The organism is Chitinophaga sp., assembly GCF_019236475.1.
In the GTDB taxonomy this organism is placed as follows: Bacteria; Bacteroidota; Bacteroidia; order Chitinophagales; family Chitinophagaceae; genus Chitinophaga.
In genome coordinates this window covers 243525-257037 of the sequence record NZ_JAFAIX010000012.1, presented here as the reverse complement: position 1 = coordinate 257037, position 13513 = coordinate 243525, and the positions used below count along the sequence as shown (strand labels likewise).

The 13513-nt window shown below is 45.4% G+C and carries 13 protein-coding genes; 2 read left to right on the top strand and 11 right to left on the bottom strand.

Going from position 1 to position 13513, the window contains the following annotated elements; translation table 11 throughout:
* The first annotated feature begins 7 nt into the window (after positions 1–7).
* Together JO154_RS17145 and JO154_RS17140 are read left to right on the top strand one after the other, a co-directional pair.
* Positions 8–1585 carry a SusD/RagB family nutrient-binding outer membrane lipoprotein gene (locus tag JO154_RS17145; RefSeq protein WP_291947734.1) on the top strand — a complete coding sequence of 526 codons (1578 nt, stop codon included), beginning with the start codon at positions 8–10 and terminating at the stop codon, positions 1583–1585.
* A 212-nt stretch (positions 1586–1797) separates the two neighbouring features.
* Complete coding sequence (locus tag JO154_RS17140) at positions 1798–3126, top strand: DUF5690 family protein (protein WP_291947732.1); 1329 nt, start codon at positions 1798–1800, stop codon at positions 3124–3126.
* An 83-nt stretch (positions 3127–3209) separates the two neighbouring features.
* Here JO154_RS17140 and tatA read toward each other — a convergent pair whose 3' ends face one another.
* From tatA to JO154_RS17085, 11 genes are all read right to left on the bottom strand, one after another.
* Positions 3210–3416: a twin-arginine translocase TatA/TatE family subunit gene (tatA, locus tag JO154_RS17135; protein WP_291947730.1), complete on the bottom strand. Its 207-nt coding sequence runs from the start codon at positions 3414–3416 to the stop codon at positions 3210–3212.
* Between the two features lie 134 nt (positions 3417–3550).
* Positions 3551–4108, bottom strand: a complete 558-nt coding sequence (gene cobC / locus JO154_RS17130) for an alpha-ribazole phosphatase family protein (protein ID WP_291947728.1) — start codon at positions 4106–4108, stop codon at positions 3551–3553.
* Positions 4093–4869, bottom strand: a complete 777-nt coding sequence (locus JO154_RS17125) for an adenosylcobinamide-GDP ribazoletransferase (RefSeq protein ID WP_291947725.1) — start codon at positions 4867–4869, stop codon at positions 4093–4095. Before JO154_RS17125 ends, cobC begins: the two co-directional genes overlap by 16 nt.
* Positions 4866–5897: a nicotinate-nucleotide--dimethylbenzimidazole phosphoribosyltransferase gene (cobT, locus tag JO154_RS17120; protein WP_291947723.1), complete on the bottom strand. Its 1032-nt coding sequence runs from the start codon at positions 5895–5897 to the stop codon at positions 4866–4868. The genes JO154_RS17125 and cobT overlap by 4 nt, the downstream gene beginning before the upstream one ends.
* A 9-nt stretch (positions 5898–5906) precedes the next feature.
* Positions 5907–6416 (bottom strand): bifunctional adenosylcobinamide kinase/adenosylcobinamide-phosphate guanylyltransferase, encoded by a 510-nt coding sequence (locus JO154_RS17115; RefSeq protein ID WP_291947721.1) that lies wholly within the window; start codon positions 6414–6416, stop codon positions 5907–5909.
* An 11-nt stretch (positions 6417–6427) separates the two neighbouring features.
* Entirely contained in the window at positions 6428–7750 is a 1323-nt protein-coding gene (locus JO154_RS17110; protein WP_291947719.1) for a DUF5074 domain-containing protein, read from the bottom strand.
* A gap of 161 nt (positions 7751–7911) precedes the next feature.
* Positions 7912–8508, bottom strand: a complete 597-nt coding sequence (locus tag JO154_RS17105; protein ID WP_291947717.1) for a DUF6580 family putative transport protein — start codon at positions 8506–8508, stop codon at positions 7912–7914.
* A 16-nt stretch (positions 8509–8524) separates the two neighbouring features.
* The gene (locus tag JO154_RS17100; RefSeq protein WP_291947715.1) at positions 8525–10468 is read right to left on the bottom strand and encodes a TonB-dependent siderophore receptor; all 1944 of its coding nucleotides are present in this window, start codon (positions 10466–10468) and stop codon (positions 8525–8527) included.
* 95 nt (positions 10469–10563) lie between these two features.
* On the bottom strand, positions 10564–11214 hold the full coding sequence (locus JO154_RS17095) for a hypothetical protein (protein ID WP_291947713.1): 651 nt from the start codon (positions 11212–11214) through the stop codon (positions 10564–10566).
* A gap of 98 nt (positions 11215–11312) precedes the next feature.
* Positions 11313–12212 carry an EamA family transporter gene (locus tag JO154_RS17090; RefSeq protein WP_291947711.1) on the bottom strand — a complete coding sequence of 300 codons (900 nt, stop codon included), beginning with the start codon at positions 12210–12212 and terminating at the stop codon, positions 11313–11315.
* A 44-nt stretch (positions 12213–12256) separates the two neighbouring features.
* A complete protein-coding gene (locus JO154_RS17085; RefSeq protein WP_291947709.1) occupies positions 12257–13486 on the bottom strand; it encodes an MFS transporter in 1230 nt (409 codons plus the stop codon).
* Positions 13487–13513 lie beyond the last annotated feature (27 nt).

Here is a 13513-nt window from a genome sequence, read left to right as displayed (position 1 = left end):
TCAGCTCATGAAATCTTTTAAAATATTAACCTTGGCTGCGCTTACTGGATTGGTATTCAGCAGTTGTAATAAAAAATTCGACGAATATGGTGTAAACCAGAACCGTCCTGCACAGGTGCCCCCAAGTCTCGTGATTGGTGGTGTGCTGGCAGATCTGAATGTGGATAAACCTTGGAGCAATGTGATGCGCTGGAACCAATTCGACTGCTGTAACTATAACTATTATGGTGACCAGCGGTACGACTGGGGGGGTACTGATCTCAACAACTTCCTGACACTGACGAATGTGCAACAGATGGAATTAGAAGCAGCAAGATTAGGTGGGAAGACAACCAACCCTTATACTGCTTTAGGTAAATTTTTCCGTGCATTTTTCTACTACAGAATGACCAGTCTGGTAGGGGATTTACCACTGAAAGATGCTAATAAAGGCCTGGGTAACGCTACGCCTAAATATGCGTCTCAGAAAGAAGTATTTGTACAGGTCCTGCAATGGTTGGAAGATGCCAATACAGACCTGGGGCAAATGGTCAATAATCCAGATAAAAGTAACACCGCAGAAGGACAAACCCTGAAAGGCGATTTCTACCTGGGTAACGATCTTTCCAAATGGCAACGCATTGTAAACAGTTTCCATCTGCGTGTGCTGATCGCTTTGAGTAACAAAACAGGTGATAATGATCTGCAGGTAGCCACTGCCTTCAAGAACATCTATACCAATCCTACGAAATATCCGCTGATCCAGGATATGAGCCAGAATTTGCAGTATATCTATAACAATATCAACAAGTATCCATCCAACCCAGATAACCTGGGTAACGATGCTACCCGTTATAATATGTCTGCTACTTATCTGAATACCCTGGTATCGCTGAATGACCCACGGGCTTATATTACAGCGGAACCTTCCACTTTGCAGTTGAATAAGAACAAGAAAACGCCAGCGGATATCACTGCTTATGTAGGTGCACCTTCCGGTCAGAGCCAGGAAGATATGTCCTCCTTGATGTCGAATGTGGATACTGCTGCATATTCTGTGAGAAGCCGTTCTCGCTATTATAGTAGCTACGCCGCTGAGCCGGGAGTGATCATCGGTTATCCTGAAGTATGCTTTAACATTGCAGAAGCCATTAACCGCGGTTGGATTAGTGGAGACGCGGAGTCCTTTTATACTGCTGGGATCCAAGCATCTATGGGCTTTTATGGTATCCCTGCCCACGGCAATATCGTAAAAACGTATGGTGGTAACAGTTATACTATACCATTTGATTTCCTGACCTATTACCAACAACCAGCGGTAAAGTACCAGGGTAATAATGCCCAAGGACTCGCCCAAATCATTGGTCAGAAATACCTGGCATTCTTCGAAAACTCTGGTTGGGAAGCTTACTTCAACTGGCGTCGTACGGGTATTCCTACTTTCAGCACCGGTGCTGGTACTGGTAACTCCGGTATCATTCCTAAACGCTGGAAATACCCTGATAGTGAGCGTACCGCTAATGCTATTAACTGGACCGCCTCTCTGCAAAGCCAGTTTGGTGGCCAAACGGATGATATCAATGCAGCCATGTGGCTGTTGAAATAATTAGCAATTACTATTGGATTGCAAAGCGGTCGACACCTTCGGTGTCGACCGCTTTGCTTTTAGTCGCGTCCAACCGGCACCGGAGGTGCCGGTTGGACGCCCCCCTGAAAATCTAATAGCTCAATAGTTTAATAATACTTAACATTAAGTTTAGTTGTGCTTAACATTTAGTTTACATTGGAAGATCACCTTTGAGGAAACAGTGAATACGGATGGTGAATATTCCATGGATACAGCGACGCCTCCAAAAGGCCAATAATTTGACTTTCTCTTTATATGCCGCCCTGGTGGCATTCGGTACTTATTCCTGCATGTATGCGTTTAGGAAACCCTTTACAGCAGCGATTTTTGATGGTATGACCTTCTTGGGGATCGACTATAAAATCTGGTTGGTTATCACCCAGACTATAGGATATGCCTGCTCAAAATTCTATGGGATCCGATTTATTGCAGAGATGAAGGGCGCTAGCCGTGCCAAGAGTATTCTCTTCCTGATAGGCGCATCTTGGATGTCCTTACTGCTGTTCGCCATAGTGCCGTCTCCCTATAATATTCCTTTTATGTTCCTCAACGGTTTCCCACTGGGAATGATCTGGGGACTGGTATTCAGCTACCTGGAAGGCAGGCGCAGTACGGAATTCATGGGAGCCGTACTTAGTATTAGCTTTATCTTTTCATCCGGATTTGTAAAATCGGTAGGGAAGAGCACCATCTTGAATTGGGGCGTTAGTGAATGCTGGATGCCTTTTGTTACCGGCCTTATATTCATTGGCCCCATATTGATATTTATTCTGCTCTTGGAGCAAATACCACCACCATCCGCAGAAGATGAACGCCTGCGCACCCGCAGAGCCCCTATGAATAAGGAAGAACGCAGAAAATTCCTGAAGATGTTCCTCCCAGGATTAGTATTGCTGATCTCCAGCTATATCCTGTTGACGGTGCTGCGCGATATGCGTGATAATTTTGCGGCAGATATCTGGAAAGATTTAGGCTTCGGCGATACTTCTGCCATCTTCACACAAACAGAGATACCCGTGTCGCTGGCGGTAATCCTCATATTAGGATTGCTGGTGTTCATTAAGAACAATTACATCGCCTTTATGGTGAACCATTTCATTGTGGTGACAGGCTTCGGCATTGCCATCATTAGTACACTATTATTCCGCGGACATCATATCGGCCCTGTTTCCTGGATGACCCTCGCCGGCCTGGGACTCTATATGGGCTATATCCCATTCAATTGTATCTTTTTTGAACGCCTGATCGCGGTGTTTAAATATGTCAGCAATGTGGGCTTTATCATGTACGTAGCGGATTCATTTGGCTACCTGGGAAGCGTAATGGTGATGCTGACGAAGAACTTTTGCAGCGTATCCCTTTCCTGGAGTCAGTTCTTCATGGATGCAGTACTGGCAGGATCGGTATTTGGAATCGTGTTGATGGTAGTGTCTTCCTGGTATTTTAGGAACAAATATCTCACAATGAACAGTGATACAAAGCCCTTTCTGGGCGGAGGAGAAGTGCAGATAGCTGCCTGATTCTAAACTCAGGAATAAATAAAAAGGTAAATCGTGATTGATTCATGCACGATTTACCTTTTCTTATTGTAAGGTAACAGAAATTATTCTTTATCAGCCGCAGGAGATTTCTTGGTAGGCTCATCTTTCGCGTCTTTGAACTCGCGGATACCGCTGCCCAAACCACGCATCAATTCTGGAATCTTCTTACCACCAAACAATAACAGAATTACCAGTGCAATCAGCAGTAATTCTTTAATACCAACTTCCTGCAGAAACAAAAAAGGAATATTCAAGAATGATGTTGTCATTATAACAGGTTTTAGAGTGTTCTTTGTATTTATAAATGGTCAATCAACACATAAAGTTAGCACGAATTCCGGTTTTTTCAGGTTTTTGATAGCATATTTCATGTAATATGCTTAATATATTGTAAATAAATATATTACGAATTATAAAAAACAATTTCTACCTGGTTGTTTGCTGCTTTCAAGCAGGCAATTCTTCCATATTCGGTTCTTCGGTCGAAAGATTTTTCCAATGAGGTACCAGACACATGCGCCAGTAGAGCCCGGATGATCCCGCTATGGGTAACCAATACGGCATCCCGCCCTTTGGAAATCACTTCATTCAACATGTCTAGTGCTCGTAAATACAGGTCTTCATAGCTTTCTCCATTGGGAACCCTTGTATACACGAAATCATCCATCCATTTCTGGAGGGCATCAGGGCCCATATCATCCCAGCGCTGCATCTCCCAGTCGCCGAAGTTGAGCTCCATTAAACGTCTGTCGGTAGTGAAATCGGAACCATATAGGTAAGTGGCCAGTTTGGAACAGCGTTGCAGCGGGCTGGCATATACATCCATTGGCTTGGTTGGCATCAAAGCCTTTATACGGGCTGCTTCGCTCTCAAAAGTTGGCGCTACGTCTATATCGGAAAAACCATAACAAATTCCACGTTCTACGGCCGGCGTGGTATGCCGGATCAGGTAAATTTCCATGCCAGAATACAAAAACACAAATATATGACTGTTTCGGAGACCTGTTGTACTGCACCCAAACAATCCCCCGTATATCCGCCGATCCATTTCTGCATGAGTCGGGCCATATACAGCCGGGCCATGAATATGGCAAGTATGGTGATGAGTAAAGTATAGTTCTGAAGATACAGTGTCACCACGAGGAAAGGCCCCAGCCCAAATACGCCTGCGAAAATGAGGTCCTGGGTGGTAATGCCCTTGGCGATAGGTTTGGCTTTACTGTCTTCATCTTCCCTTACATATCGTTGTGTGTAAATAATGGTCAGTGCTGTAAACCGACTTAATGGTTGTGCCGCAATGATGGCCAGCATCATGATATGAATGGGCAGGTACATGAGCGATACCAGTTTAGCTGCCATCAGCATGAGCAACCCTAACATACCATAGGTCCCGATGCGGCTATCTTTCATGATTTCCAGGATGCGCTCTTTTGTCCATCCACCGCCAAAACCGTCACACATATCTGCGAAGCCGTCTTCATGAAAGGCGCCTGTCACCCAAATACTGACGCTAAGTGCCAAGAGCACGGTCAGTGGTCGCGGAGCGATGTCGCCGAAGGCCCATACCACCAGCAACATAAATCCGCCTGTAATCCAGCCTACTAGCGGTAAATACTTGGTCGCTTTATTCAGTAATTCCGGATTATAGGTTTTGCCTACACGAACAGGAAGACGGGTATAGAACATGAGAGCAGTCAGGAAAAGTTGCCATTGTTCTCTCATATCGTCCGATTTGAAACCTGTGCACTATTGAAGCTGGCCATTTCATTCAGGAATGCGACGGCATTCTGGATGAGGGGAATAGCCAGGGCAGCGCCAGTACCTTCTCCTAGTCGCATATCCAGTTGTAATAATGGAGATACCTGCAACTGCTTCAACATCGCCTGGTGGCCTTTCTCGTTGGAACAGTGCGCGAAAACGCAATATCCACTTACGGCAGGCTGCATAGCTGCTGCTGCCAGCAAGGCGGCAGAAACAATAAAGCCATCTATGACGATGATCATTTTCAATTCCGCTGCTTTCAAAATAGCGCCGGATATCATAGCGATCTCGAACCCACCGAATGCCGCCAAAGCTTGCATAGGAGAGGCCGGAGCGCCATGTTTGGCTTGTACTTGGCGAAGTACAGCTTTCTTTTGTTCTAGTTGTTGTGCATTGGTACCGGTGCCTATTCCTACACAATCGTCTATAGCAATACCGGTGAAATGGCTCATGAGCAGGGCGGCAGCAGAAGTATTGCCGATACCCATCTCTCCAAAGCCAATGGTATTACAGCCTTCCTGGTGCAAGGCTACCACTTCTTCGGCGCCAGCATGCATGGCCAGTTGTAATTGTTCTAATGACATGGCTGGCTGGTGCAGGAAATTCTTCGTTCCCAGTGCAATTTTGCGATCGCGCAATCCGGGGTGCCCCACAAATTCGTGGTTCACGCCTGCATCCACAATCCTGAGTCCCAGCTTTTGTTGCCGACAAAACACATTGATGGCTGCTCCTCCATTTAAAAAATTGTAGACCATTTGCGTGGTAACGGCCTGTGGAAAAGGATTTACGAGTCCGTCCGCGGCAATACCATGGTCCCCTGCAAATACAATGATGGCAGGATTAGTAATTTTTGGTTCCAGTGTTTCCTGGATAAGTCCTGCCTGTAGCGCCACCTGTTCTAGTTTTCCTAATGAACCGGGTGGCTTTGTTTTCTGATCTATCTTTTCCTGCAATGCTTCCCTGAGCACATAAGATACGGGTGTAATCATCGTTTATTTCTATTCTTTTTTAATCACAACGGGAATGCCGGATATCATTAATATAACGCTATCGGCTGCACGGGCAATATATTGATTGGTCCAGCCCTGTAAATCTGCAAACTTGCGTGCAATGAGGGTTTCGCCATGTATGCCCATTCCTAATTCATTACTGACAATTATAAAATTGCCGGCTTTTTGATGCAAGGCGTCAATTTCGGCCTGTATGGCTTTCAGGCTGGCCTGCACATCGTGAGAGGTTTCTTCAAAGATATTAGTAAGCCATAGGGTTACACAGTCTATAACAACGGTATGCCCATCTAGGGGCAGGTTACTCACATAACGTTCTTCTTCATAATTGATCCAGGCGGCGCTACGATCGGATTTATGTCTGGCTACCCGCTCTGCGAAATCATCATCCCAGATGCGGGCGGTGGCTACATATGCCGGATGTGCACTCATGGATAAGGCCAGGTCCTGCGCATATTTGCTCTTTCCGGATCTGACACCGCCTGTGATCAAATATATCATGTATAAAACAATTAGTTAGATACTGGCATAGCCGGGAAGAAATAACCGGTATATGCAACACTCTTCTTCAACGTACCATTGATAGCATTATAGATCAACAGCGTGTTTTGCTGACTGTTGGTACCATAACCTGGTTTCATGGCTGTTACCACCAGGGTAGTATCTCTGGAGTTGAAACGTACGCCTGCACCATACAGTTCTTTATCTGCTGGCAGTTTGATCAGCGGAGTGGTGAGGGTAGTATCTATACCTGGTACAAATTTGTAAATATTGGTACCGCCACCGTACTGGCCAGTTTGCGCAAAGTAAATCGCATTTTCATACTTGGAACCAGAGAAAGAACCTGGATTCCAGAAGCCCCAGCTATCGTAGATAGTGAATGGAACGGTATACGTTTTAACTGCAAGGGTATTACCATCGATGGAGTAGAGGTTAGTACCTGTACCTGCCCATACGCGGCCATCCTGGCTTTTCGCGAAGCCTACATCCGCTTTCACTGGTTTAGCAACAACAGATAAATCGTTGATGTTCAAAACTACTACGCCATCCGTCTGCGTCAGCACAAATACATAGCTGTCTGATTTGGTCATGCTGCCTGCCTGGCCACTAATACCGGCTACTTTAGCACCCAGCGTAAAAGTTTGCAGGTTTACCTGGTAAACACCATCGGCAGTGCTCAATAGACCGCGACTATTATCTATACCAAGAAAAGCACGGCCATCTGCTGGCAACGTAGCAATACGACCCGTTTCTTTCATGGAGAACGCATCTGCTGCTACGAAAGGCCCTTGCTTGGAAACCATGTATAAAACATTGTTATGAATAGCCCCGAATTCGGTAGTTGTTCCTAATGATTTTCCTGGGTTGATCCTGTTGTACACATTCAGCATCATGGTATCGTCGCCATTGCGATAGAAGTTCACACCACCCGGACCAGGGAAATTACCTTCGTTGACAATGAAGTAACCATTTTCAAATGGCGCCAGTACTTTAATACGATAGTAGAAAGGAGATTGTGCATTACCTGCGGTCACCTTGTAGGAAATAGTATAATCTCCTCTATCTGTTGGCTTGAAAAGGAAAGTAGAGTCAGTACTAACAGGTGTGCCGTTGACCATCCATAGATAGGTAGGAGTTCCGGAAACATTGCTGAGAGCAGGAGATAATTTTAGACTGTCTCCGAGATATATGGTGTCTTTTCCGTTCGTTATGACTGGGTCAACAACCTGTGGAACAGTGACGCCTGCTTCATTTTTTTGACAGGCTGTAATTCCCATCACGGCTAATGCTGCCAGTACAAGCGGCATTTGAAGGGAGCGTGAAAATTTGCGCATATGTGCTATTGGTTTATTTTACGATTGTCCCGTGCTATTGACAAATATATTGCTGATGCTATCTGAAGAAGATAGGCCCTAAAATAACTTAGAGATTCCAGAGTGCAAAACCGAAGTTTTACACTCAATGAATCTCTAAATTAATTGATAGTAATATGAAATTAATGCGCCGCGCGCAGTTTTTTGTATTGTACCGCTACCAGGCCGCCGAAGAAAACGCCTGAATAGATCAGGGTACCCATCAGGAAATATCTCATGTAAGGGATCGCCTGTGCATAACAACTGATGAAACCAGCCATATCTTTTGTATAAGGTTTACCAGTCAGCAAATCAGTGCTGCCAGCAATCCAAACGCCAAAGTCGGAAATAATCCAATGAACAATAGCTGCTACAACAGATGCCAGCACAATATTGCCCACTGCTATTTTCTTAATCATTACCTGACCTATCACTACAACGAGGATGAAGCTCAGGTACGTCCAATACCAGCCACTGTACAGCAGACCGGAAGCATACTCTTTATGGAATACCTGCATCAGTACTACATCACTTACGAAGAGAGTCAGCAAAGGAAACACATACGATTTCCATTTCTGCTGGAAAGTAGCTCCTCCAAACAACGCCATCGCGCCAATTGGTGTGTACATAGCAATAGGAGTCATGCTCGCATCTGCCCCTAACACAACTCTGATAACGCCTGCTACGATAATAAACAGCAGCAATATGCCAAATTGTGGATTAAGATTCTTTAAAGACATATGTTGGTTTTAATATTTAAAAGTTAAGCTGTAAACCGGTGTTAAAATTAAACCTTCTGGAATTAAATCCGGTAATATCAAAATATTTATAATCTGTTACGTTCCGGAATACGGCGAAAATTTTAAGCAAGTTACCAAATTTATATTCACCGTAAAGGTCCAGGTTGTAATAATCTCCCATTGCCACAGGGCCTTCATAGCGCTGACCAATATATTTATAAGCCACGCTAGCATAAAAAGCCTTGGTTACCTGGTAGCCCAGATTGGCATTTAAAGCACTTTTCGGGATACGGTAGAGATTATAATAGGAGGTATCCTTGCCACCAGCCTGAGGGATCGTTACTTTTCCATCTGTGTAAGTATAGTTAACCGTGAGATGCAAGTCTCTCGTTATATCCCATTCCATCTCTGCCTCAGCTCCATAGGCTTTCTGACGGTTGGCATTCTGGTACTGAGAGAAGAAAGTAACCGGATCAAAATAGAAGATGACCAGGTCTTTCGTATCGCGATAGAAGCCAGTAGCGCGGAAATTCACTTTAGACAACATCACCTGGTAACCAGCTTCATAACTCACGGTCTTTTCTGGCTGCAACATCCTATTGCCGTAGCCAGGAAAGTAAAGCTGGTAAAGGGTGGGCACCTTATACCCGGAGGATATATTGGCGAAAAACTTATGCCTATTGTCCAGTAGATAAGATGGATTGAAAGTAAAGGTGTTATTACCTCCGTATAAACTGTGATGGTTGTAACGGTCGCCTACTTCGAGGTTGAACCCATGCAGGTTACGCAATAACAGGGACGCATATCCGCTAATCTGCTTCACCTTCACACTATCCGGCGATAACTCCGTATGAAACAGGGACGCACCCGGCGAATTGAATACGAGGAAGTCATTCTGGTAATCGGTAGACCTGGTATAGGCGGCTCCACCTATCAAACGCAGTTGGGGCAGTAAGTCTACATTCACGTAGGCCTCTGCTTGATGCGTGCGGGAAGTGAATAGGGTACTATCGAATTTGGCAAAGCCAGTAGTGGTCACATACCCGGAATCATTGACGATTTTCCGGTTGTTGGACTGGTAGCTATACAACAGATGCAAGGTGCCCTTTTTGAACTGATAAGTGCCGTGAATGGCATTCAGCATATACTTGAATTTGCCGTAATAGTCTTTGTCGTCTACAAAAGCGCCTTCGTCCAAGGTGTGATAATAGTAGCTGTAATTAAACAGGTATTGGAAATTCCAGCGTTTACCTGCATCCAGTCCCAGTTTGGCGAATACGCTATGTTGATGGAAGCCATCTTTATCGTAGTTGGCATGACCGGTAGTATCTATGGCATCAGAAAAGCCATCTGCTTTTTCGTATTTATAACCGGCGAGATAAGAGAATTTAGAGAGATGGCCATGTACATTGGCGGTGGCCAGTCTATCGTTATAACTGCCATAGCCTACACTTGCGCCGGCTCCGAAAGGCTTGTCGCCGGCTTTCCGGGTGATGATATTGATCACACCTGCTACGGCATCGGACCCGTAAAGGGTAGATTGCGCGCCCCGCAGGATTTCTATCCGTTCTAATTCATCCGGTGATATAAAATTCAAATCAAATGCCCCGGAAATCTGAGAGGCATCACTTACGGGAATCCCATCTACCAGTATCAACACATTTCCGGCGGCCGCTCCTCGCATATACACGATGGGCGGAGTTCCTGGCGTATTGTTCGCGCCATTGACAACGAGGCCTGTCTGCTGGTTCAGGATATCGGAAATGGTTTTACCGCTGTTTTTCTGGAGATATTCATGGGAGAGAATAGTGACTACTTTCCCTGTTTCACTCGCTTTCTGCGGGCCTTTGGTGGCGGTAACCGTGATGCCCTCCAATTGACTGATACGACTGCTATCTTGCGCCAGGGCGGTACCTCCGACGGATAGCAGTAAGGCTGATAAAATAATTCTCGTGGACATTTGCTTCATTAAGGATATGACAGTTGGAATAATAAAAAAAGCAGGACATTGTTTATCCTGCTTTAAAAATTTTATGTAGAAGACGGGTTGACAGATCAACCTGGCATCCTAGAAATATACTTGTCCATTTCCTTGATCTGGTTAACGATCTGGGAAGTGGTAGGCTTTTGAGCCTTTGCTCTGCGGAAATATTCCTTAGCAGATTTGAAGTCGCGACGAGACATAGCGATAGAAGCCAATGTCAACAGGGCGGCTGCGGTGTTTTCTTTATCAGGAAGACCCATACGCAATGCTTTCTTCAGGTTCTGATCAGCAGTTTTCAGGTCTTGTTTCTGATAAGCGATGGTACCCAACTGGAAGTACTGCATACCTTCGTATTCTTTCATCGGGCTACCGGATTGAATACTCTGACGGATAGTAGCTTCTGCTTTATCCAGGTCATTGGTGTACATCGCCATATTGCTCTGCATGAAGAAGTATACGGAACGAATTGGTTTATACAGCAGTTTAGGGAATTTCACCTGGTTCATCAGGGCAGTAGCTCTTTCAAGATCACCCGCTTCAACAGCTTCCTGTACCAGGCGCATTGGACCAAACATCAGGTGTGTAACAATGCAAATCACCGCCAACACCAGTAAAATGGTCGCTTCCCACCAACCAACTGTCGACCCCAGGATAATACCGCCGATCAACAGGACGATACCTATTGGAAAACGATATAGAATAAAAAAGTTAAATGCTTTCATGGAAAATCTGTTCGTAATTCACTTAATTCTAATACGAGGGAGCAAAGATAAATAAAAAAAGCGCCTTACAAGTCCCGGACCCGTGTCTCCCCAAAAGATTAATTTAGCTGCTTCTCCACCACCGGTACAACCTTTTTCTTCAGATTGGCCAGTACTATAGCTCCCAGGATAATGGCCACGCCCAAGGTCTGGATGGGCGTAATCTTTTCATGCAACAAAATAGTGGCTGCAATGGTGGCTACTGGCAGTTCCGCAGCGCTAAGAATCGCTCCCAGCGCCACGCCAGTCTGGGGCATGCCTTTAGAAAAGAGGAAAGGAGGTAATACCGTTCCGAACAGGGCCAGGGGTACACCCCAAAGCCATAAGCTGGTTCCCGTTAAACGCCCGTTGACAAGATATGCCGGCGGGAAAATCAGGGTAATCAGAATAAATGCCCCGGTTACTATCCAGGCACTTTTTAGGACAGGAGTGAGGGACCGCCCTATGCGGCCACTCACTACAATAAATATGGTATAGAAAAATGCGGCCAACAGTCCAAAACCAATCCCTTTCAGACTAATCTCTCCTTGCGTGCTGTTGAGTATTCCGCCCGCCAGGAATGTACCTGCCAGGATAAACGCTACAGCCACCCATTGTATGGCGGTCGGCTTTTTCTTATAAACAATCCATTCGGCCATCATGCTCATCCAGGTAAACTGCATTAGCAGGATAATACCCAGACTAGCAGGGATATATTGCACCGCCTGATAATAAGTAATGCTCACCAAACCGGTGCTGCTGCCAAGTATAAAACAGGTACGTACATCTTTCGATTTAAGTCCATATGTGACCTTCCCTGAAAGGAAGTGAATCAGCCATAATACAACCATTCCGTATCCCGCTTGGAGACTGCAAAGTTCTCCAAGTGTAAATCCTTGCTGGTAGCCAAGTTTCACAATAGAAGACAATATGCCAAAGCTACATGCCCCCAACAATACCAGCAATATTCCTTTCCACATGTCGTTTTCGATTTTGTGCGAATCTAACTGAAATCAGTTAAATGCTATTTTTTGTGCTTTTCTAAGTTCGGTAAAAGGCCCGTCAGCAAACCTATCAGCGGTAAGTAAGCACATACCTGATATACATAATCAATACTAGTTTTATCAGCCAGTTTACCTAAGAGGGCAGAACCTATACCACCCATACCAAAGGCCAGTCCGAAGAACAATCCAGCGATCATACCTACGTTTCCTGGTACTAACTCTTGCGCATACACGAGAATAGCAGAAAAAGCAGATGAAAGGATAACGCCGATGAATACACTGAGTATTGCGGTCCAGAACAGTGTAGCATGTGGCAACAGCAGAGAGAACGGCGCCACGCCCAATATAGAAATCCAGATCACATATTTACGGCCTATTTTATCGCCCACAGGGCCGCCAATGAAAGTGCCGGCAGCAACGGAAAACAAGAATATGAACAGGTAAATCTGGGCGCTTTGTACACTGACATGGAATTTATTGATCAGGTAAAAAGTATAATAGCTGGTCATACTGGCCATGTAGAAGTATTTGGAGAAAATAAGCACCAACAGAATAGCCAGCGAGAATACAACGGTAGATTTCGGGAGACGCGATTGCTCCAGTTGCTTCGCTGCTTTCTTAGGCTTCGCCCGATGCATATTTCCCTTGTACCATTTACTGATTCTCAGCATCACGATGATGGCCAACAATGCAGCTAGGGAAAACCATATTACATTACGTTGCCCGAAAGGCACGATGATGGCCGCTGCCAAGAGTGGCCCCAGGGAGCTACCGGCATTACCGCCCACCTGGAAGAGGGATTGGGCCATACCATGTTTGCCACCTGCAGCCATATGCGCCAGCCTGGAGGCTTCCGGATGAAATACCGCAGAACCCACACCAGTAAGGGCCACAGATACCAGTACCATCGGGAATGTATGTGCGAAAGCAAGACTTACCAATCCAAGTAATGTGAAGGTCATGCCAATTGCCAGGGAATAAGGCTGCGGTTTTTTATCGGTAAACAAACCTACCAGCGGTTGCAGGATGGAGGCCGACATCTGGAAGGTGAGGGTAATCAATCCTACCTGGGAATAAGATAATTTCAGGGATTCCCTTACCAGCGGATAAATAGCCGGAATAAGGGACTGCAAGGTATCATTCAGCAGATGCGTAAAGCTAAGGGCAATCAGAATGGAGAAAACGGTCTGCTGGGCCACTTTCTCCGCAACCTGCGGATCTTGTTGTTCGGCTAATGTTGTTGTTGACATGATGGAGGAAATTTTAAGATCAGATCA

Coding starts and splice junctions, on each gene's coding strand:
- JO154_RS17100 (WP_291947715.1), bottom strand. CDS start 10,468: ATGTCCACGAGAATTATTTTATCAGCCTTACTGCTATCCGTCGGAGGT.
- JO154_RS17145 (WP_291947734.1), top strand. CDS start 8: ATGAAATCTTTTAAAATATTAACCTTGGCTGCGCTTACTGGATTGGTA.
- JO154_RS17105 (WP_291947717.1), bottom strand. CDS start 8,508: ATGTCTTTAAAGAATCTTAATCCACAATTTGGCATATTGCTGCTGTTT.
- JO154_RS17090 (WP_291947711.1), bottom strand. CDS start 12,212: ATGTGGAAAGGAATATTGCTGGTATTGTTGGGGGCATGTAGCTTTGGC.
- JO154_RS17140 (WP_291947732.1), top strand. CDS start 1,798: ATGGTGAATATTCCATGGATACAGCGACGCCTCCAAAAGGCCAATAAT.
- cobT (WP_291947723.1), bottom strand. CDS start 5,897: ATGATTACACCCGTATCTTATGTGCTCAGGGAAGCATTGCAGGAAAAG.
- JO154_RS17085 (WP_291947709.1), bottom strand. CDS start 13,486: ATGTCAACAACAACATTAGCCGAACAACAAGATCCGCAGGTTGCGGAG.
- cobC (WP_291947728.1), bottom strand. CDS start 4,108: ATGGAAATTTACCTGATCCGGCATACCACGCCGGCCGTAGAACGTGGA.
- JO154_RS17125 (WP_291947725.1), bottom strand. CDS start 4,869: ATGAGAGAACAATGGCAACTTTTCCTGACTGCTCTCATGTTCTATACC.
- JO154_RS17095 (WP_291947713.1), bottom strand. CDS start 11,214: ATGAAAGCATTTAACTTTTTTATTCTATATCGTTTTCCAATAGGTATC.
- JO154_RS17115 (WP_291947721.1), bottom strand. CDS start 6,416: ATGATATATTTGATCACAGGCGGTGTCAGATCCGGAAAGAGCAAATAT.
- JO154_RS17110 (WP_291947719.1), bottom strand. CDS start 7,750: ATGCGCAAATTTTCACGCTCCCTTCAAATGCCGCTTGTACTGGCAGCA.
- tatA (WP_291947730.1), bottom strand. CDS start 3,416: ATGACAACATCATTCTTGAATATTCCTTTTTTGTTTCTGCAGGAAGTT.